The sequence below is a fragment of the Bradyrhizobium sp. SBR1B genome (assembly GCF_014198205.1).
In the GTDB taxonomy this organism is placed as follows: Bacteria; Pseudomonadota; Alphaproteobacteria; order Rhizobiales; family Xanthobacteraceae; genus Bradyrhizobium.
The window spans coordinates 26,807-46,415 of sequence record NZ_JACIHC010000009.1; the positions used below are offsets into that span (position 1 = coordinate 26,807).

A 19,609-nucleotide genomic window follows, 5' to 3' on the forward strand; every position below is an offset into this window, starting at 1 on the left:
TCTCAGGACGCGAGCGCGATATGAACATGATCGTCACTCCCACTTCGCCGGCCACCCCGAACGGCACCACCCGTCCGCAGGTCCGCATCGTCATCGTCGGCCACGTCGACCACGGCAAATCGACGCTGGTCGGCCGCCTCTTGCACGAGACCGGCAGCCTGCCCGACGGCAAGCTCGAAATGCTCAAAGCCGTCAGCGCGCGGCGCGGCATGCCGTTCGAATGGTCGTTCCTGCTCGATGCGCTGCAGACCGAGCGCGACCAGGGTATCACCATCGACACCACGCAGATCCGCTTCCGCACCAATTCGCGCGACATCGTTCTGATCGACGCGCCCGGCCACGCCGAATTCCTGCGCAACATGATCACCGGCGCCTCCCAGGCGGACGGCGCGGTGCTGATCATCGACGCGCTCGAAGGCGTGCGCGACCAGACACGGCGGCACGGCTATCTCCTGCATCTGCTCGGCGTGAAGCAGGTCGCGATCGTCGTCAACAAGATGGACCGCGTCGACTTCTCCGCAGAGCGTTTCAAGGAGATCAGCGACGAGATCTCCGCACATCTGAACGGCCTCGGCGTAAAGCCCACGGCCGTGATCCCGATCTCCGCGCGCGACGGCGACGGCGTTGCGATGCGCACCGACCGTATCTCCTGGTATAAGGGCCCGACGGTTGTCGAGGCGCTCGATGCCCTCGAACCGGCGCGGCCGCTGGAAGCGCTGGCGCTGCGGCTGCCGGTGCAGGCGATCTACAAGTTCGACGACCGCCGCATCGTGGCGGGCCGCATCGAGTCCGGCAGCCTCATTGCCGGCGACGAGATCGTGATCATGCCGGCCGGCAAGATCGCGAAGATCAAGACGGTCGAGAGCTGGCCGGCGACGCCGGTTGCGGGACGACAGGGCGCGGGCCGCTCGGTCGGCATCACGCTCGACCGCGAATTGTTCATCGAGCGCGGCGACATCGTCGCGCATGCCGGCAGCGCCCCGCGCGAGACGCGCCGGCTGCGTGCGCGTATCTTCTGGCTGCACGACAAGCCGCTCGCCAAGGGCGACCAGCTGCTGGTTCGCTGCGGGCCGAAGGAAAGCCGCGCCACCGTCGTGGCGATCGAGAAGGCGGTCGATCCCGGCGAGCTCTCGAGCAGCGAGAACAAGGCGATCGGACGCAACCATGTCGGCGAGATCGACATCTCGCTGTCGAATCCGATTGCCACCGATCCCTACACCGAGAATCCGCGCACCGGCCGTCTCGTGATCGAAGTCTCCGGGCGCATCGCCGGTGGCGGTCTCGTGCTGTCGGTCGATGCCGGCCAGCGCGCCGTGCCCGTCGACATCGTGCCGGTGGAATCCGCGCTTCGTCCCGACGAGCGCTCCGCGCGCTATCAGCACAACGGCGCCGTGGTCTGGCTCACCGGCTTGCCGGCGTCGGGCAAGTCGACGCTCGCCAAGGCGCTGGAGCGGAGGCTGTTCACCAATGGCGGCTCGCCGATCCTGCTCGACGGCGACACGCTGCGCGCCGGGCTCAACAGCGATCTCGGCTTCTCCACTGCTGATCGCAGCGAGAACATCCGCCGCCTTGCCGAAGTCGCAACGCATCTCGCGCGTAACGGCCATATCGCCATCGTCGCCGCGGTCTCGCCCGCGCGCGAGGACCGCGCCGCGGCGCGCCGCATCGCCGACACCGCCTTCCGCGAGATCCATGTCGCGACGCCGGCGGAGGTCTGCGAGGATCGCGATCCCAAGGGGCACTACAAGAAGGCCCGCGCCGGCGCGCTGGCGTCGTTCACCGGCATCGGCAACGACTACGAAGCACCGCAGGCGGCCGAGCTCGTGATCGACACCTCGACCCGAACAGTCGCCGAGGCGGCCGACGAGATCGAGCAGATGCTGAAGAACACTGGCGTGCTGTTCGACGAGGCCGTCGACCTCGCCGCGAATATCTAGGGCCGTCGTCGCCCGGCTTGACCGGGCGACCCAGTATTCCAGAGACAGCTTTGGGATACGGAGAAGCTGCGGCGTACTGGATTCCCCGCTTTCGCGGGGAATGACACCGGTGCGTGGGGCCCACACCTCCTCTTGACATTTTGACAACTCATTGGGGGTCTTCTCACCGCCCCGATTTTGGGGCTAATAGACCCCGAAAGCCGCTCCCTTGTGGGCGCATTTTGCTGCTGTCGGGTCAAAAGCAGCCAAAAACAGCCATTTCCAACAAGAAAGCCCATCATGAAACGCGTCGACGCCCACGGATTGAAGATCGCTCCCGTCCTGTTTGATTTCATCGCCAAGGAAGCGGCCCCGAAAACGGGGATCGCGCCGGATGCGTTCTGGGCCGGGCTTGCCGCCATCATCAGGGATCTGGGGCCGAAGAACCGTGCGCTGCTGGCGGTGCGTGACACGTTGCAGGCCAAGATCGACGACTGGCACCGCGCCAGCAAGGGCAAGGCGTTCGACCTCAACGCCTATACCGCCTTCCTGAAGGAGATCGGCTACCTCGTTCCGGAGCCGGCGACGCAGAAGGTCGAGACCGCCAATGTCGACGAGGAAATCGGCAAGATCTGCGGCCCGCAGCTCGTCGTGCCCCTCACCAATGCGCGCTATGCACTCAACGCGGCGAACGCACGCTGGGGCTCGCTTTATGACGCCTTCTACGGCACCGACGCGATCCCACACGATGCTGCCGAGAGCGGCAAGGGTTACAACAAAGCGCGCGGCGACAAGGTGATCGCCAAGGCCAAGGCGTTCCTCGACGCCGCCGTGCCGCTCGCAACCGGCAGCCATACCGACGTCACCGCCTATAGCGTCGTCGCGGGCCAGCTCGCGGTGAAGCTGAAGAGCGGCAACGCCACCGCACTGAAGAACGCGGCGCAGTTCGCGGGCTTCCAGGGCGATGCGGCCGCGCCGAGCGCGGTACTGCTCGCCAACAACGGCCTGCATGTCGAGGTGAAGATCGACCGCAGCAGCGCGATCGGCAAGGACGATCCGGCCGGCGTCGCCGACATGATCATGGAATCCGCGGTCTCCACCATCCTCGACATGGAGGACTCGGTCGCAGCCGTCGATGCCGAAGACAAGGTGCTGGTCTACCGCAACACGCTCGGCCTGATGAACGGCACGCTGTCGGCCGATTTCGAGAAGGGCGGCAAGACGTTGACGCGTTCGCTCAACGCCGACCGCAGCTACAAGACGCCTGACGGCAAGGGCGAGGTGAAGCTGCACGGCCGCAGCCTGCTGCTGATGCGCAATTGCGGTCACCACATGTTCACCGACGCGGTGCTGGACGAGAAGGGCGAGGAGATTCCGGAAGGCCTTCTGGACGCCGCCGTCTCCGGCCTGCTCGCCATCCACGACCTCAAGGGCAATTCGAAGGTCAAGAACAGCCGCACCGGATCTGCCTATATCGTCAAGCCGAAGATGCACGGCCCGGACGAGGTGTCGCTGACCTGCGAGATCTTCGATCGCGTCGAGAAGATGCTGTCGCTGCCCGAGAACACGCTCAAGGTCGGCATCATGGACGAGGAGCGCCGCACCACCATCAATCTCAAGGCCTGCATCCAGCGCGCCTCCAAGCGCATCATGTTCATCAACACCGGCTTCCTCGACCGCACCGGCGACGAGATCCACACCTCGATGGAAGCGGGCCCGATGATCCGCAAGAACGAGATGAAGGCGCAGGCCTGGATCAAGGCCTATGAGGACTGGAACGTCGACATGGGCCTGACCTGTGGCCTGCCCGGCCATGCCCAGATCGGCAAGGGCATGTGGGCCGCCCCCGACAAGATGGCGGACATGCTGGCGCAGAAGCTTGGCCATCCGCAGGCCGGCGCCACCACCGCCTGGGTGCCCTCGCCGACTGCGGCGACGCTGCACGCGCTGCACTACCACCAGGTCAACGTGATCGCTCGCCAGGAAGAGCTCACCAAAGGCGGACCGCGCGCAAAGCTTTCGGACATCCTCACCATTCCGGTGTCGAAGTCGAACTGGGCGCCCGATGACGTCAAGCAGGAGATCGACAACAACTGCCAGGGCATCCTCGGCTACGTCGTGCGCTGGATCGACCAGGGCGTCGGCTGCTCCAAGGTGCCCGACATCCACGATGTCGGCCTGATGGAAGACCGCGCCACCTTGCGCATCTCCAGCCAGCATCTCGCCAACTGGCTGCACCAGGGCGTGATCACCGAGGCGCAGGTGATGGAATCGCTCAAGCGCATGGCGGTCGTCGTCGACAAGCAGAACGCCGGCGATGCCATCTACAAGCCGATGGCGCCCGCCTTCGACGGCGTCGCCTTCAAGGCCGCCTGCGACCTCATCTTCAAGGGCCGCGAGCAGCCGAACGGCTACACCGAATACATTCTTACCGCGCGCCGCCGCGAGGCCAAGGCGAACGGCTGAGCGAAAGTCACAGAAACGTCAAAAGCCCCGGCCCTTGCCGGGGCTTTTTTGTTGGGCGAAACGTCGCGGCGCAGCGCGGAACAGGCTGCGCGGCGCTCGCGTTGTCGTGCCATCAACCATTGGGAGATGGTCATGGACTGGAATCGAATCGAAGGAAACTGGAAGCAGTTCAAGGGATCGGCCAAGGAGAAGTGGGGCAAGCTCACCGACGACGACCTCCAATTGATCGAGGGACGCCGCGAGCAGCTCGAAGGCCGGCTTCAGGAACGTTACGGCAAGGCCAAGGACCAGGTTCGTCAGGATGTCGACGACTGGCTCAAGTCGCTGCACTAAAGCGGCACGAACGAAGCCCCGGCGAAAGCCGGGGCTTTTTTGTCTAGGAGCGGCAGCCCGGATGTCGCTTCGCTCATCCGGGCTATGATCCCTTGCTAGAACACCGCGAGATATTTCAGCAGCGAGACGATGCCGATGATGATGACGACCACGCGCGCGATCTGCTTGGCGCGGCCGTCCATCGGCAGCATGTTGATGAGATAAAGGACGAGAATAACGACGAGAAAAGTGACGAGCACGCCCACCAGCATCGCGAGACCCCCTTCAGGCAAATTGCGACCACCATCCTAACGCCTGTCTCCCGCACCGGTTCCATCGCGGCAACCCACTGCAACTTCTAGTAAATACGTACTTCTACGATCGGACGGCCTGCCTAAAATTTTACCCTTTTGCATTCAGATCGGAGGGCCGTTTGCGCTCTGAGCCGCAAACGGCATGCGATTGCCGATCTGCCGCGCCCCCGTTTGTCGATGTTGCCGGGCGTCTTTTTGAGTTTTGCAATGGGAATTGGGGACTTCGATGCTGAATCGTCTGACCGTATCCGCGCTGCTGAAGGCGGTGATCGCGATCACGTCGGCCTGCGTGGTGCTCGCGCTCTCGCTCACTGCCTATGAATCCTGGGATCGCCTCAAGACCGCCAACCGCATCTCGAAGACCGCCGACGCATCCGCCGATCTGTTCAAGGCGATGCACAGCCTGCGCACCGACCGCTCGACCACGACACGGCTCCTCAGCTCGGCCGAACCGATGGATGCCGAGATCGAAAAATATCTGCGCGCGATCCGGGACACCGAGATGCCCGCAATGGCACGCGCGCTGGAGCTGCTGCCGGTCATGGACTTCCCGCAATCGGCCACGCTGGTGCCGGAGCTCGCGCGCCTCCACAAGCTGCTGACCGAAGAGCAGAAACAGTTCTGGGCGGATATGGCCAAGCCCAGGGATCAGCGTCGTACCGGTCTGCCGAAGGAATATATGGAGACGACGGGCGGCCTGCTCGAAACGCTCGACAAGCTGTCGAACGTCCTGGCCGCCACCGTCAATCACCAGGACCCCGTGATCGACCAATTGCTGTCGATCAAGCAGAACGCCTGGCTGCTCCGCAACACCGCGGGCGAAGCTTCGCTGGTCGTCTCGACCGGTCTTGCCGCCGGCAAGATCACACCGGAAGCCCGCAACAGCTACACCCAGCATGTCGGCGGCACGTCGGCGACGTGGAAGGCGCTGGAATTGTCAGCCTCGGGCATGCAGTTGCCGCCCGCGCTCGTCTCCGCCATGGCCGCGGCCAAGACTGCCTATTTCGAGCCGCAATACCTGACCCTGCGGGATCGCCTCGCTGACACGCTGGTCAAGGGCGAGAAGGCCGAGATGACCGCCAACCAATGGAGCCCGCTCACGGTCGGCCGCCTTTCCAGCGCTGTCACCGTGGCGGAAGCCGCCCTCGACGCCGCCAAGGTCCATACGCTGGAGCAGCGCGGCGCTGCGCAGCGCGCGCTGATCGTGCAGCTCGGATTGCTGGCGCTCGCCATCGGCCTTGCCGTCGGCGCTGTCATGCTCGTGAGCCGCCGCGTGATCCATCCCCTGAACACCATCCGCGACGCCATGTTGAAGGTCGCCGGCGGCGACCTTGCCGTCGACAGCGGCTATCTCGATCGCCAGGACGAGATCGGCGCACTGGCTGGCGCGCTGGAGACCTTCAAGCAGCAGGCCACCGACAAGCTCAAGATCGAAGAGCAGGAACGCGAGCGCAATACGGGCGCCGCCGCACGCCAGCGCGCCGTCGAGGCCTATGTCGGCGAGTTCGAGGGCGCAGTGCGCAAGACGCTGGGCGAATTGAGCGAAGCCTCCGGCGAGATGCGCAAGACCTCGGGCGACCTCTCTGCCGTGTCGCGCCAGACCAACGACCGCGTGCAGGTCGCCGGCAAGGCCTCCAACGACGCCTCCATGAGCGTCGACAGCGTCGCCGCCGCCGCCGAGGAGCTCTCGGCCTCAATCAACGACATCAGCCAGCAGGCCGCCCATGCCGCAGGCATCGCCGGCCGCGCCGTCACGCAGGCGCGCGAGACCGACAGCACCGTTCAGGGGCTGGCGCAATCGGCGGGGCGCATCGGCGAGGTGGTCGGCCTCATCAACACCATCGCGGCGCAGACCAATTTGCTCGCGCTCAACGCCACCATCGAAGCGGCGCGCGCCGGCGAAGCCGGCCGCGGATTTGCCGTGGTCGCCTCCGAAGTGAAGTCGCTGGCAAGCCAGACCGCGAAGGCGACCGAGGAGATCTCCGAGCAGATCGCCGACATCCAGAAAGTCGCGGGCGACGCCATCAACGCGATCCAGACCATCGGCGGCATCATCGGCGAAGTGAACGAAGTGGCGACCGCCATTGCCGCCGCCGTGCAGGAGCAGGGTGCGGCGACGCAGGAGATCACGCGCAGCACGCAATTCGCGGCGCAGGGCACCAAGAACGTCTCGGACAACATCACCGGCGTCAAAGCCGATGCGGACGCTGCCGCCGCAGCCGCCGACAATGTGAAGCAGCCCTCCGAGATGCTGGAGAGCCAGAGCCGCCAGCTCGGCCATCAAGTCAGTGACTTCCTCGGCAAGATCCGCGCGGCGTAACATTGGTTAGATAGAAGCTGCCCCTACACCTCCGGCGTCATCCCCGCGAACGCGGGGATCCATAACCACAGGGAGTAGTTTGGCGAAGACTCCTGGTCGCCGGCTCGTGCCGTAACTCCTCCCTGTGGTTATGGATCCCGGATCTGCGCTTCGCTTGTCCGGGATGACAGCGGAGATTGAGGCGGTAGCGCTGGGCCCCACGTGAACCCGCCGCCCTACTCCTTCGCCACCACCGGCACCTGGCGGAATTTGGCGCGCACCGATTCCGGCAGCGGCGAAAAATTCATCGCGACGCCGCGGCGGTCGTTGGCATTGCGGCTGGCGACCACCAGGCCATCGGCGCCGGCGACGATATCGCCCTTGCGCAGGGTAGGATCGTCCTCGACCTTGACCTGCGCAAGCCCGACCGGATCCTTGCCGTTGCAGGTGCAGCCCGCGACAATCTCATTGCGATAGCGGTACGCATTGGGCAATTCGGAATAAGATTTTCCCTTGTCGGTCGTGGCGTCGTCGATGTTGCCGCCATAGACCAGCGACGTCTCGGAAGCCGGGCAGAAGCTCTTGCAGGATTGCGCCTTGCTCTCGGCATCATTGCCCTGCGCCGGGAAGTAGCGGCCGTCGCAGCCGCGCACGCAATAGGCCGTGCCGCCGCCATAGGCGGCGCGTTGCCGGGGGACATCGTAGCGCGGCATGTCATCGCCAGGGAACGGCGTCCGGATCTGTGGAAGCCGCCCTCCGAACGCACCGAACAGCGCCGAGAAGAAATCCTCCGCGTGCGCCGACGGTGCGAATGCCAGACCGGCGGAGACGAAGACCATGATCGCCGTACCGCCAGCCACTTTGCCAATCAGGCGTCTGCTCATTTGGCTCACTCTTACTCCTAGTTCACGGCCGACGTCGCGATGTTCAGCGCCTGCCGGCCCGACGGCATCGCCGTCACGGCTGGACGCTTACGCGCGGGGTCGCTGCCTTTGGCCATCAGCGGCGCGTTCTTCGGCAGCACCACGACCTTGGCGCCGACATTGACGCGGCTGAACAGGTCGGTGACGTCCTCGTTGGTCATGCGGATGCAGCCGGAGGAGACGAACTTGCCGATCGTGGAGGGATCGTTGGTGCCGTGGATGCGGTATTCGCTGGAGCCGAGATACATCGCCCGCGCCCCGAGCGGGTTGCCGGGACCGCCGGCGACGAAGCGCGGCAGATAGGGCTGGCGCGCAATCATCTCGGCCGGCGGATGCCAGTCCGGCCATTCCGCCTTGCGGCTGACACTCTGCACGCCGGACCAGGTGAAGCCTTCGCGGCCGACGCCGACGCCGTAACGGATCGCACGACCATTGCCGAGCACGTAGTAGAGATAGGTGTTGTTGGTATCGATGACGATGGTGCCGGCCGGCTCGCTGCGGTCGAAGCCGACGATCTGCTTGCGCAGACGATCGGGCAGCTGGGCATCCTCGTCCGCCGCCTGCGGCTGCGGCGCTTCATTCACGTAGCCCTGCGCATAACCCTGGTCCTGCGGATATGCCTGCGGCTGCATCGGAGCATAGCCGAATGTCTGCGCGCTCGCGCCAGCGAAAGGCACCGTCAGCAGAGCGGTTGCGAAGGCGAAGGCGGTGACGGCGCGCGGCGAGAAGCTGCGACGGACTGCAGAGAACTTTGTCATGTGCTGCCCCGTTGGATGCGTGCATCAGGGTGATGCGCTTGCGAACAAACGCCGCGGGAGCGATACAGGTTCCGGCCCTTCGCGCGGCATCCTTGTCACAGTCAAGCGAGCGCGCGTTCACGAAGCCGCGATGGAACCGAGGCACTGCTCGCGCATTATCAGCTCGCCAAATGGGCGCGCGGATCGAGGCTTCCGTGCGGGAGAGAGATTGTGCGCGTCCTTCCCAGTGAACGTGTGATTCCCGGCAACAGCGAAGGCAGTCCGCTTCCCGACAGCCATATCGAGCTGCCGCCGGTCATCCGCCGCACCGAGTTCGTCGCCTTCGCGCTTGCCGGCTTGTTACTGATTGCGGTCGTTACCGTGCTCTACGTTGGAAGAGCTTTCTTCCTGCCGGTCGTGATGGCCTTCGTCACCGGCACCATGCTGTCGCCGGCGGCGGGCTTTCTGGAGCGGTACAAGGTGCCGCGCAGCGTAGGTGCCGTTCTGATCGTAGTTGCGGGGACCGCCGTGGTGGCCTTCGTGGTGGCGCTGATCGCCTCCCCCGCGATGGAATGGAGCACGCGCCTGCCGGAGCTCGGCGCGCAATTGAAGGACAAGCTGCACGTGTTCGACCGACCGCTCGCACTGTGGCGCGAGCTGCAGGCTATGGTCGGCGGCTCGGAAGGATTGCCGAACTTCCAGATGCCGAAATTCGATTGGGTGCAGCCGACCCTGGAATTCCTGTCACCGACCTTTACCGAATTCCTGCTGTTCTTCGTCACCCTGATCCTGTTCATCGCAAGCTGGCGCGACCTGCGCCGGGCGCTGATCATGACCTTCAGCGACCGCGACGCCCGGCTGCGCACGCTTCGGATCCTCAACGAGATCGAGGTCCATCTCGGCAACTACCTCCTGACCGTCACCCTCATCAATATTGGGGTCGGCGTCGCCACCGGCCTCGTCTGCGCGCTCACCGGCATGCCCAATCCGGCCGGGCTCGGCGCGCTTGCGGCAACCCTCAACTTCATCCCGATCATCGGGCCGATCGCGATGTTCGCCGTTCTGATCGTGGTGGGGCTGGTCGCCTTCCCGACCATCAGCGGCGGCCTGATGGCGGCGCTCGCCTTCGGCGGTCTCACCTTCCTGGAGGGGCACTTCGTCACGCCCATGATCATTGGGCGGCGGTTGGCGCTGAATGCGCTCGCCGTGCTGCTGGCGCTCGCGTTCTGGACCTGGCTGTGGGGGCCGATGGGCGCCTTCCTGTCGTCGCCGCTCCTGATCGTCGCGCTGATCCTGAAGGAGCATCTGTTGCCGGCGGATGCGCCGCAGCTTCCGCAGGACTGACCGGTTTCCGCGAACGGAACTTCCCCGACGACGAAACGTTTTCCGGCTATCTCAGCCGTCAACAGTTTGGAGCTCCCGATGTCCACGACCGATGCCGAAGCCGGGATGAAAGACTGGACCGACAAAGCCACCAGAGAACGCCTCGAGAAGGATGTAGCAGCCGTGAAAAGCGATATCGCCGCCCTCACCGACCAGATCACCGACGCGCTCAACACATTTGCCAATTCCACCAGCAAGCAGGCCCGCCGCGGCTATCGCCAGGCGCGCGAGAACATGGATACCGCGCTCGACGACGTGTCAGAGCGCGGCAGTGCAATGATGGGCGCGGCCCAGGAAGCCTACGGCTCGATCGAGGAGACGCTCGAAGACGCGATCACACAGCGGCCGCTTGCGACCGTCGGACTCGCGCTCGGCATCGGCTTTCTGATCGGTGCCGCCTGGCGCCGGTAAGATTTGCGGGACGCGTGTTGAGGCGTCGGCACCGGCGCATTGCCGGTGTCGGCCCGTGACGGTTTGGCTTGCGGGGAACTGAGGAGCGAGGGCCATGTTTCAGCGCATCATCGACGGGATCAGTGCATCCACCGGCACCACGGTGCGGCTGACCTCGCTTGCCGCAGCCGCGGCCTTCGCGCTGTTCGTGACGACGTGCTTCCTTTGCGCCGCCGCCTTCATCTCGGTGCTGGAGAAATATGGCCCGGTGCAGGCCTGTCTGGCCGGCGCCGGCATCTTCTTCCTGCTGACGCTGGCAGCGGCAGGTTCTTATTGGGCCTACAAGCGCGAGGTTCAGAAGCGCGCCCAGATCGCGGCCGAGCGCGCCGCGAAGTCGGCGGCGCAGAGCATGCTGGCAGACCCCATGCTGCTCGCCACCGGGCTGCAGATCGTTCGTGCCATCGGGGTGAAGCGACTGCTGCCGATCCTGGCGATCGGAGGCGTCGCCCTCGGCATCATGGCGAGTCGCGCCGGCGTTCCTGACGAGGCGTCGGCCGAGCCCGCCGAATAGCGGTAAGAACAGGTTAGAAAATTTCGTTGTAAGTCCTCCGAGCGCATCAATCAGAACGTCCATAAGACACCGCGCAATTTCGCGCCATAACGGCGGATGCCCCCAGCCATCACGCAAACGCTACTCGGATGGGCAGGCAGTTGCCGTTAAAAGTATCACCCTGATTCCCAAAGCTATTTTAATCAATGAAACCGTCCGTTAAGGCGAACCTCGCCGCATTCCATCACGACGCCAGGCTGTATCTGACGCTCGGTATCGCCAACTGGTCGGTTTTCGTCGACCATATCCCGAACAACGTCGTCAATCTGCTGACGCTGCGCAATTTCGGCTTCAGCGGCGCCGCCGACCTGTTCGTGTTCGTCGTCGGCTATGGCGTCGCCATCATCCACGGCCGGATGGCGCTTGAACGGGGTTACCTCGTGGCGGCGACGCGCATCTTCCGCCGCGTCTGGCGACTCTACGCCGCCTATGTCGTGCTGTTCGTGATCTATATCGACACCATCGCCTACGTCGCCTCGCAATCGATGGCGCCGGAGATCATCCACGAATACAACATCTCGGGCATCCTCGAGCACCCGCTGAGGATCCTGGTCCGCGGCCTCGTGCTCCAGGAGGAGCCGCTGAACCTCGACCTCCTGCAATTGATGATCCCGCTGATGGCCTTCTTTCCGTTCGCGCTGTGGGGCCTGTTGCGGTGGCCGAACCTGACCCTGGCGGCATCGGTCGCGCTGTACCTTGCCGCACGCTGGTTCGACTGGAATTTTCGGGTCTATCCGGACCAGGAATGGACCTTCAATCCGCTCTGCTGGCAGATGCTGATGGTGCTCGGGGGCTGGTTCGCCGTGACAGGCGCGCCCGGACGCGCGCTACGCGACATGCCCTGGCTGCGGATTCTCGCCGGCGCCTATCTCGTATTCGCGATGGCCATCACCTTGCTGCGCCATTCGCCGGCAATGTCGGCTTACCTGCCGGACCTCCTCCTCGACAGCATCGCGCCGACCGACAAGGAAAACCTCGCGCCCTATCGCGTGCTTCACTTCCTCGCACTCGCCTTTCTGGCGACCCATCTCATTCCGGCCGATCATCCCGGCCTGCAATTGAAGCCGCTGCAGGCGGTCATCAGATGCGGCGAGGAATGGCTCGCCGTGTTCTGCGTCGGGGTATTCCTGTCGTTTGCCGGCCATCTCATCCTGATCACCAGCGCCAATCTGGTGGTGATGCAGATCGTGGTGAGCCTCGCCGGCTTCGCCGCGATGACCGCGGTGGCCTACTACGTCGCCTGGTCGAAGTGGCAGGATCTGCCGAAGGTCTTGCGGCAGCAGACCTAATGCGCGATGCGATGAGGAGGAATCGTCATCGCGCTTTAGGTTCCACGCGAGCCGAGATCCACTTCGCTCGAAAACGCTCTGGCCAGAGAATCGTGCGATTCTGCTAGGCCGAAAGCAGCGGCTGCGCTATGCGGAGAAGCTCTGCGTGAGGAGACCGGGCGTGGCGATGGTGAAAAGCGGGGGTGGGGAGACCGAGAGCACGCCCCGGCGCGGCCGGCCGCGGTCGATCGAGACCAGCAACGCGATTCTCGAAAGCGCCTATGCGCTGATGGCTTCGACCGGCCTTGCCGCTACCACCATCGACGCGGTCGCCCGCCACTCCAGCGTCTCCAAGATGACGATCTACAAATGGTGGCCGTCCCGCGAGGCGCTCCTGATCGACGCCTTTCTTCAACATGCCGCGCAGATGCTGCCGCTGCCCCCGGAGGGCTCCGGCAACCCCGCGGCACGCGCCCGCCGCCATGCCGCAGCCTACGCCGAGGCGCTCCAGGGCGAGTTCGGCAAGGTCCAGCTCGCGGTGATCTCCGAATGCATTTCCAAAACCGGCTCGGCCGAGCTGTTCTATGCCCGCTATCTGCAATTCCGTCGTGACGCGCTGGTCGAGATGATCGCGGCAGGCCAGAACGACGGCTGCATCCTGGCCGAAGGGCAGGCTGAGGATCTTTACGACGCGATCTATGGCAGCCTGTTCTATCGCTACGTCTTCGGCATCGCGCCCATCACGCCGGCCTACGCCCGCAATCTGGTCGACCTGGTGTTGCGGCCCAAGGGTTAAGCCCCAAGGGTTAGGCCGAGGCTTAAGCCGGCGGCTTCTATCGCGCAGGCCTCACCGGCGCGGAGATCTTGTCCGTGCGGTCGCGCTCGGTCATGTCGATCACCGTCTCCATCGGCGCGGTCAGCTCGTAGACATAGGAGGCGTCGGTAAAATAGCGCTTGGCGGTGCCGCCGAGCGCCTCGGGGGCGACACGGTCGAGCAGAATCAGGCCAAAATCGGAATCGGGGCGGCGGGTCGCCTCGCTGGTATTGAGCTCCTCCCAGCGGAAATGGAAGACCTCGTCGGACCCCTCGCCCGTCACCGTCCAGCTGGCGGTGATGTGCGGATGTTTTCCAACCAGCGACAGGCCCTCGTCGGAATGTGAGGCGAGTTCGAAGAACAGCAGCGAGAGGCTCTGCGCCGCGCGCGCGCTGACCGCGATATCAGGCCCCGTGACGGCGATGCGGTCGGCATGGGGGATGGCGCGCGCCTCGAACAGGCCCTTCAGCTTGACGCCCTGCCACTGGCTCTCGCTGAGCAGCGAGACCACGTTGGACATGGCATGGATGCGCCCGATCAGAAGCTCGCGGGCGACGTCGATGTCCGAGCCGTGACGCAAGGTGCGCGTCACGATCGACTGGATCACTGCAAGGATATTCTTGACCCGGTGGTTGAGCTCGTCGATCACCGCGGTCAGCCGGCGCTCGAAGCCGATTCTGACCTGGATTTCCCGGCTGAGCCGCAGATTGTTGTAGGCGACATAGCCAAACAGGCCGCACACCATCGCGGTGATCGCAAAGCCGATCGCCGCCACGATGATCGCGGTCTGCTCGGCGCGACGCGCCGAGTTGGTCTTGGCGTAATAACCCAGCTGCCAGTCACGGCCGCCGAAGCTCACCGTGCGCGTCGCCGATGGCGTCGGCCCGTCCGTCGTCGTCATGCGCGTGGAGACGATGCCCTGGTCGTTGGCAACGAGCTCGCCACCTTCCTTCCGCGGGTCCCTAAGCGCGACCGAGAACAACGACATATCGTCATTGGTCAGCATCAGCGAGGCGAGTTCGTAGGAAAACGTGACGAACCCGGCTGGCTCGGTCGCACCCTCGGGAATGACGGGAGCTGCCACAATGATCCCGACCGGCCCGTTGCCGCGCAACAGCGGAATTGGGTCCGAAGCCACCGACCGCTTCTCGAGCCGGGCCCGTGTCAACATGGCGCTGCGAACCTGATCCTGGTCGTAACTACGGCCAGGCAGAGCCTTGGTCTCGTCGCTGCGCGGCTCGAGATCCAACAGCACATCGATCGGCTGGGTGATCTCGGCCGGATTGATCGGCTTGTCGTCAAAGGTGCGGATCTTCGGATTGGGGAAGCCGGCGCCTCCAATGGCGGCCTGCGCCGCCGTAAGCTCGTTCGGCTTCAGCCGGGCGATCCAGCCGGCCACCACGAAATCGGTCTTGAAGGCGTAGATGGCCGAGCGCAGCGGCTCCAGCATGTTCGGCTTGATCACGGATGGTGTGCGGAACAGGCCCGAGGCGACGCGTGCGAGCAGCTCGCGCTCGGTAAGCCGGTCCTGGACCAGACTGGCATGAACGTCGATCGCGCGCGCAAGCGCGATCCGGTCCAGCGCCAGCTCCTGGTCGTGGACGCGATAAGCCGCAAGCCCGGAGAGCAAGGCTCCGAGCAGAGCGATGAAACCGATGATGAAACCCAGCCGGACCACGCGACTACTCAGGCGAAAGCAGGAGGTCGGCAATAAACAAGGAGCATATGAACGCCGCTCGAACGGCCATGTGCCGAAACAGGGTGAACCCCGGTGGCAGAGATAATGAAGGAGGAGGCATCGGTACGCAACTTGGGTCGCCTGGAAAGCTTAATCCGCCCGGCCGATGGTCTGGCCGGGATGAATTGACCGGGCACCGGAGGTAATTAATCGCCGTGTCCGAAATTTGTTCCGTGGCTGCGGCCCGGCCCCAAGGTTAACGGCGAAAAAAGCATGCGCCAAGTCGTCGCGCTGTCAGCCCGTCCGTTTCAGGCCGCCTTTGGCCTCGATGAAGCCGACAATGCGGTCAAGGCCCTCGCTCTTCTTCAGATTGGTCATGACGAAGGGACGCTCGCCGCGCATGCGCCTGGCGTCGGTGTCCATCTTCTCCAGGGAGGCGCCGACATGGGGGGCGAGGTCGATCTTGTTGATGACCAGCAGGTCGGACCGGGTAATGCCGGGGCCGCCCTTGGACGGGATCTTGTCGCCGGCAGCCACGTCGATGACGTAGATGGTCAGGTCGGCCAGCTCCGGGGAAAAAGTGGCAGCGAGATTGTCGCCGCCGGACTCGATCAGCACGAGATCGAGCCCCGGAAACTTGGCGCGCATGTCCGCCACCGCGGCGAGATTCATCGAGGCATCCTCGCGGATCGCGGTGTGCGGGCAGCCGCCGGTCTCGACGCCGGCAATGCGGTCCGGCGTCAGCGAGCCCGAACGCACCAGAAACTCGGCATCCCATTTGGTGTAGATGTCGTTGGTGATCGCGGCGATGTCATAGCGCTCGCGCATGGTCTTGCAGAGCAGGTCCATCAGCGCGGTCTTGCCCGATCCGACCGGACCGCCGACGCCGACACGCAAGGGGCCGTGAGATTTCGACATGTAATTCGCTCGCTCTCGATGGGTTGAGGGCTGCGCCGCTCTCACGAGCGGAACAGCCGTGTATATTGTGTCTCGTGCCGCAGGCTGGCGAGGTCGGCGCGGAAGGTCGCGCTGCCGAGATCGTCCAATGTCGCACTCAGCGCACGATTCGCAGTCGAGGCCACCGCGGCTTCCAGCCTCACCAGCACGCGCTGGCTGTCGGTCTGGCCGAGCGGAATGAGGCGGCTGGCCGCGGAAATCCAGTTCGAGACGACAGCATGCAGGAAGGCGTGCAGCGTCGGCGCCAGCGGCACGCCGTGCATTGCGGCAACCACACCGACCGCGACCGGATAAACCGGTGGCGCGCGGCATGCCGCAACCATGGCATCCAGCCCATCGGCATCCCACGCGGCGCGGGCAATGTCGATGAAGGCGCGGCCCTGCGAGCTCGTCTCCAATTGCCGCTCGCGCGACGGCACCATGGCCGCGGCGAGCTCGGCGATATCGCGCAAGGTCGCATCTTCGCCCTTCTCAGCAGCACGATAGGCATGCACCAGAAACGTCGCGTCGCAAAAGCCGGAGCCGTCGCCGAGCATTGCGTCGAGCCAGTCGGCCAGCGTGGCCGTATCGACGATGTCGCCCGCCTCGACCGCCCATTCGATGCCGCTGGAATAGGAGAAGCCGCCGACCGGGAATGCCGGCGACAGCCAGGTCATCAGCCGGTACAGCGCCGCCGCCTCGCCCTCGGCGAGGCCGCCGGCGCTGACCGGCTCATTTGTGGTCATGAGCATGCTTGTGGCCGTGGTGATGGTCGGGATGGTCGCAATGCTCGTCGTGGTGATGGTGATGATCGTGCCCATGATCATGCGCGGCATGATCATGGTGTTGGTGGTCATGAGCGTGATGATCATGGCCCTGATGATCATGGTGATCGTGACCATGGTCATGATGACGCCCGTGATCATGATGCGCATGATCGTCGTGGCCATGCGCGTGGCCGGCATCCGCATAGGCGCCGCCTTCGGGATCAAACGGTGCCTCGATCTCGATCACGCGCGCGCCGAGGCCCTTCACCATCGCCTCGATGACGTGATCGCGGCGAATGCGCAGGGCCTTGGCCATGATCTGCGTCGGCAGATGACGGTTGCCGAGGTGCCAGCCGACGCGGATGAGGTGATGCGGATCGCGGCCGCGGATTTCCAGCAGCGGCTCGGGCGCCGCGATCACTTCGACGAGCCGGCCGTCCTCCAGCACCAGCGCATCGCCGCCGCGCAGTGCGACCGCCTGTTCCAGGTCGAGCAGGAATTCGAGCCCCCGCGTTCCCGTCATCGCCATGCGGCGACGGTGCCGATCGTCGAAATCGAGCACCACCGTATCCGCCGGCGCTTCCGTGAAGCGGTGCTGTCCCCTGACCTGCGTCGCCCGGATCATGCGCTTTTACCCCGTTACCTTGTCTCGACCTTCTCGGGCGTGATCACCTCGATCTTCGGCGGTGCCGTGAAGCACTTGACCGCCACCCGGCCGAACGTCTTCATGTGCTCCATGCCACGATGCGGCACCAGCGCCTCGGCGTTCTCCCACTGCTCGACGAACACCATCTTGGCAGGATCGGTGACGCTTTCATGCAGATCATAGGCGATATTGCCGGGCTCCTTCCGCGTCTCCTTGATGCAGGCGGTGGCGGCTGCAATGAATTCGGCGCGCGTCTCGGGCTTGATGGTCAAGGTGGCAACGACATAGATCACGAGAAATCCTCCCCGGCTTTTCTTCTGGGTTACGATACCGGGCGGGACATTAGACCAGGCGGGATCGAACGCAAAACCGTAAAAGCCGCCCCCGGACGCTTGCCGGGGACATGCGTCGAGGCGCTATTTCAGTACATGAAATATCGCTGCGCCATCGGCAGCACCTCGGCGGGTGCGCAAGTGAGCAATTCGCCGTCGGCGCGGACCTCATAGGTCTCCGGATCGACCTCGATATTGGGCGTGGCGTCGTTGTGGATCATGCTCTTCTTCGAGATCTTGCCGCGGGTATTCTGGACCGCATAGAGCTTCTTCTCGATGCCGAGCTTTCGCGCGAGACCGCCGGTGATCGCGGCCTTCGAGGTGAACACCACGGACGATGCCGTGCGCGCCTTGCCGAAGGCGCCGAACATCGGCTGGTAATGCACCGGCTGCGGCGTCGGGATCGAGGCGTTGGGATCGCCCATCGGAGCTGCGACGATGGTGCCGCCCTTGACGATGCAATCCGGCTTGACGCCGAAGAAGGCCGGCGACCACAGCACGAGATCGGCGAGCTTGCCCTTCTCGACCGAGCCGATCAGCTTCGACACGCCGTGCGCGATCGCGGGATTGATGGTGTATTTGGCGATGTAGCGCTTGACGCGGAAATTGTCGTTGTCCTTGCCCTTGTCCTGCGGCAGTGACCCGCGCTGCTTCTTCATCTTGTCCGCGGTCTGCCAGGTCCGGATGATGACCTCGCCGAGCCGGCCCATCGCCTGCGAGTCCGACGACATCATCGAGAGCGCGCCGAGATCATGCAAAATGTCTTCCGCAGCGATGGTCTCCTTGCGGATACGACTCTCGGCGAATGCCAGATCCTCCGCGATCGAGGGATCGAGGTGGTGGCACACCATCAGCATGTCCAGATGCTCGTCGATGGTGTTGCGCGTGAAGGGCCGGGTCGGGTTGGTCGAGGACGGCAGCACGTTCTTGAGCCCTGCGACCTTGATGATATCTGGGGCGTGACCACCGCCGGCGCCCTCGGTGTGGAAGGCATGGATGGTGCGGCCCTTGAAGGCCTTGATCGTATCCTCGACGAAGCCGGATTCGTTCAGCGTGTCGGTGTGGATCATCACCTGGATGTCGTGAGCATCGGCGACCGAGAGGCAGTTGTCGATCGCGGCCGGCGTCGTGCCCCAGTCCTCGTGCAGCTTCAGCGCGCAGGCGCCGGCCTTGATCATCTCGACCAGGGCGGCGGGCCGCGAGGCGTTGCCCTTGCCGGAGATGCCGAGATTGACCGGGAAGGCATCGAACGACTGGATCATCCGCCCCATGTGCCACGGTCCCGGCGTACAGGTGGTCGCGAAGGTGCCGTGCGACGGGCCGGTGCCACCGCCCAGCATCGAGGTGACGCCAGACATCAGCGCGTGCTCGATCTGCTGCGGGCAGATGAAATGGATGTGACTGTCGAAGCCGCCGGCGGTGAGGATTTTTCCTTCGCCGGCGACCACGTCGGTGCCGGGACCGATGATGATGGTGACGCCCGGCTGGATGTCGGGATTGCCGGCCTTGCCGATCGCCGAAATCATGCCGTCCTTGATCGCGACGTCGGCCTTGACGATGCCCCAGTGATCGACGATCAGCGCATTGGTGATGACGGTGTCGGCCGCGCCCTGCTTGTTGGTGACCTGCGACTGCCCCATGCCGTCACGGATCACCTTGCCACCGCCGAACTTCACCTCCTCGCCGTAGGTGGTGAAATCCTTCTCGACCTCGATGATGAGGTCGGTGTCGGCCAGCCGCACCCTGTCGCCGGTGGTCGGGCCGAACATGTCGGCATAGACGGAACGTTTCATCTTGACGGACATCACAAGCCCCGTT

Annotated in this window: 18 protein-coding genes; 9 read left to right on the plus strand and 9 right to left on the minus strand. The window is 64.5% G+C overall.

Translation table 11 applies throughout. The features are described from left to right. Positions 1-20: 20 nt before the first annotated feature. From cysC to GGD61_RS22720, 3 genes are all read left to right on the plus strand, one after another. Entirely contained in the window at positions 21-1,937 is a 1,917-nt protein-coding gene (gene cysC, locus GGD61_RS22710) for an adenylyl-sulfate kinase (RefSeq protein WP_183231183.1), read from the plus strand. Between the two features lie 279 nt (positions 1,938-2,216). After that, positions 2,217-4,382 (plus strand): malate synthase G, encoded by a 2,166-nt coding sequence (locus GGD61_RS22715; RefSeq protein ID WP_183231184.1) that lies wholly within the window; start codon positions 2,217-2,219, stop codon positions 4,380-4,382. A gap of 132 nt (positions 4,383-4,514) precedes the next feature. Then, on the plus strand, positions 4,515-4,715 hold the full coding sequence (locus GGD61_RS22720) for a CsbD family protein (RefSeq protein ID WP_008546815.1): 201 nt from the start codon (positions 4,515-4,517) through the stop codon (positions 4,713-4,715). Between the two features lie 95 nt (positions 4,716-4,810). On the opposite strand, the gene GGD61_RS22725 is transcribed toward GGD61_RS22720, so the two are convergent. Next, positions 4,811-4,966, minus strand: a complete 156-nt coding sequence (locus GGD61_RS22725; protein WP_007599832.1) for a Thivi_2564 family membrane protein — start codon at positions 4,964-4,966, stop codon at positions 4,811-4,813. Positions 4,967-5,234: 268 nt separating this feature from the next. On the opposite strand from GGD61_RS22725, the gene GGD61_RS22730 reads away from it, so the two are divergent. Beyond that, entirely contained in the window at positions 5,235-7,328 is a 2,094-nt protein-coding gene (locus GGD61_RS22730; protein WP_183231185.1) for a methyl-accepting chemotaxis protein, read from the plus strand. Between the two features lie 215 nt (positions 7,329-7,543). On the opposite strand, the gene GGD61_RS22735 is transcribed toward GGD61_RS22730, so the two are convergent. Beyond that, entirely contained in the window at positions 7,544-8,191 is a 648-nt protein-coding gene (locus GGD61_RS22735; protein ID WP_092254411.1) for a DUF2865 domain-containing protein, read from the minus strand. Between the two features lie 17 nt (positions 8,192-8,208). Further along, positions 8,209-8,988 carry a L,D-transpeptidase gene (locus GGD61_RS22740; protein WP_092254408.1) on the minus strand — a complete coding sequence of 260 codons (780 nt, stop codon included), beginning with the start codon at positions 8,986-8,988 and terminating at the stop codon, positions 8,209-8,211. A gap of 210 nt (positions 8,989-9,198) precedes the next feature. Between GGD61_RS22740 and GGD61_RS22745 the strand changes: the two genes are divergently transcribed. From GGD61_RS22745 to GGD61_RS22765, 5 genes are all read left to right on the plus strand, one after another. Continuing rightward, positions 9,199-10,311 carry an AI-2E family transporter gene (locus GGD61_RS22745; protein ID WP_092254406.1) on the plus strand — a complete coding sequence of 371 codons (1,113 nt, stop codon included), beginning with the start codon at positions 9,199-9,201 and terminating at the stop codon, positions 10,309-10,311. Between the two features lie 78 nt (positions 10,312-10,389). Further along, positions 10,390-10,761, plus strand: a complete 372-nt coding sequence (locus tag GGD61_RS22750) for a YqjD family protein (RefSeq protein ID WP_026202065.1) — start codon at positions 10,390-10,392, stop codon at positions 10,759-10,761. 94 nt (positions 10,762-10,855) lie between these two features. Beyond that, entirely contained in the window at positions 10,856-11,311 is a 456-nt protein-coding gene (locus GGD61_RS22755; protein ID WP_092254403.1) for a hypothetical protein, read from the plus strand. 185 nt (positions 11,312-11,496) lie between these two features. Next, positions 11,497-12,639, plus strand: a complete 1,143-nt coding sequence (locus GGD61_RS22760; RefSeq protein WP_092254400.1) for an OpgC domain-containing protein — start codon at positions 11,497-11,499, stop codon at positions 12,637-12,639. 166 nt (positions 12,640-12,805) lie between these two features. After that, entirely contained in the window at positions 12,806-13,414 is a 609-nt protein-coding gene (locus tag GGD61_RS22765) for a TetR/AcrR family transcriptional regulator (RefSeq protein ID WP_177237048.1), read from the plus strand. Between the two features lie 37 nt (positions 13,415-13,451). Here the strand turns inward: GGD61_RS22765 and GGD61_RS22770 are convergent, their stop codons facing one another. The 6 genes from GGD61_RS22770 to ureC form a co-directional block, all read right to left on the minus strand. Beyond that, positions 13,452-15,110 carry an HWE histidine kinase domain-containing protein gene (locus tag GGD61_RS22770; protein ID WP_018318760.1) on the minus strand — a complete coding sequence of 553 codons (1,659 nt, stop codon included), beginning with the start codon at positions 15,108-15,110 and terminating at the stop codon, positions 13,452-13,454. A 294-nt stretch (positions 15,111-15,404) separates the two neighbouring features. After that, positions 15,405-16,028 (minus strand): urease accessory protein UreG, encoded by a 624-nt coding sequence (ureG, locus tag GGD61_RS22775; protein ID WP_018318761.1) that lies wholly within the window; start codon positions 16,026-16,028, stop codon positions 15,405-15,407. A gap of 41 nt (positions 16,029-16,069) precedes the next feature. After that, positions 16,070-16,798 carry an urease accessory protein UreF gene (locus GGD61_RS22780; RefSeq protein WP_092254394.1) on the minus strand — a complete coding sequence of 243 codons (729 nt, stop codon included), beginning with the start codon at positions 16,796-16,798 and terminating at the stop codon, positions 16,070-16,072. Next, entirely contained in the window at positions 16,779-17,438 is a 660-nt protein-coding gene (locus GGD61_RS22785) for an urease accessory protein UreE (protein WP_092254392.1), read from the minus strand. The genes GGD61_RS22780 and GGD61_RS22785 overlap by 20 nt, the downstream gene beginning before the upstream one ends. A 14-nt stretch (positions 17,439-17,452) precedes the next feature. Beyond that, a complete protein-coding gene (locus GGD61_RS22790; protein WP_018318764.1) occupies positions 17,453-17,752 on the minus strand; it encodes a putative quinol monooxygenase in 300 nt (99 codons plus the stop codon). 128 nt (positions 17,753-17,880) lie between these two features. After that, complete coding sequence (gene ureC / locus GGD61_RS22795) at positions 17,881-19,596, minus strand: urease subunit alpha (protein ID WP_183231186.1); 1,716 nt, start codon at positions 19,594-19,596, stop codon at positions 17,881-17,883. Positions 19,597-19,609: the final 13 nt, after the last annotated feature.

What these genes read in the sequence shown, in the direction of transcription:
- GGD61_RS22780 (WP_092254394.1), bottom strand. Translation starts at nt 16,798, where the DNA reads ATGCTCATGACCACAAATGAGCCGGTCAGCGCCGGCGGCCTCGCCGAG.
- GGD61_RS22715 (WP_183231184.1), top strand. Translation starts at nt 2,217, where the DNA reads ATGAAACGCGTCGACGCCCACGGATTGAAGATCGCTCCCGTCCTGTTT.
- GGD61_RS22785 (WP_092254392.1), bottom strand. Translation starts at nt 17,438, where the DNA reads ATGATCCGGGCGACGCAGGTCAGGGGACAGCACCGCTTCACGGAAGCG.
- GGD61_RS22760 (WP_092254400.1), top strand. Translation starts at nt 11,497, where the DNA reads ATGAAACCGTCCGTTAAGGCGAACCTCGCCGCATTCCATCACGACGCC.
- GGD61_RS22750 (WP_026202065.1), top strand. Translation starts at nt 10,390, where the DNA reads ATGTCCACGACCGATGCCGAAGCCGGGATGAAAGACTGGACCGACAAA.
- GGD61_RS22730 (WP_183231185.1), top strand. Translation starts at nt 5,235, where the DNA reads ATGCTGAATCGTCTGACCGTATCCGCGCTGCTGAAGGCGGTGATCGCG.
- GGD61_RS22740 (WP_092254408.1), bottom strand. Translation starts at nt 8,988, where the DNA reads ATGACAAAGTTCTCTGCAGTCCGTCGCAGCTTCTCGCCGCGCGCCGTC.
- GGD61_RS22720 (WP_008546815.1), top strand. Translation starts at nt 4,515, where the DNA reads ATGGACTGGAATCGAATCGAAGGAAACTGGAAGCAGTTCAAGGGATCG.
- GGD61_RS22765 (WP_177237048.1), top strand. Translation starts at nt 12,806, where the DNA reads ATGGTGAAAAGCGGGGGTGGGGAGACCGAGAGCACGCCCCGGCGCGGC.
- GGD61_RS22755 (WP_092254403.1), top strand. Translation starts at nt 10,856, where the DNA reads ATGTTTCAGCGCATCATCGACGGGATCAGTGCATCCACCGGCACCACG.
- ureC (WP_183231186.1), bottom strand. Translation starts at nt 19,596, where the DNA reads ATGTCCGTCAAGATGAAACGTTCCGTCTATGCCGACATGTTCGGCCCG.
- GGD61_RS22725 (WP_007599832.1), bottom strand. Translation starts at nt 4,966, where the DNA reads ATGCTGGTGGGCGTGCTCGTCACTTTTCTCGTCGTTATTCTCGTCCTT.
- GGD61_RS22735 (WP_092254411.1), bottom strand. Translation starts at nt 8,191, where the DNA reads ATGAGCAGACGCCTGATTGGCAAAGTGGCTGGCGGTACGGCGATCATG.
- cysC (WP_183231183.1), top strand. Translation starts at nt 21, where the DNA reads ATGAACATGATCGTCACTCCCACTTCGCCGGCCACCCCGAACGGCACC.
- ureG (WP_018318761.1), bottom strand. Translation starts at nt 16,028, where the DNA reads ATGTCGAAATCTCACGGCCCCTTGCGTGTCGGCGTCGGCGGTCCGGTC.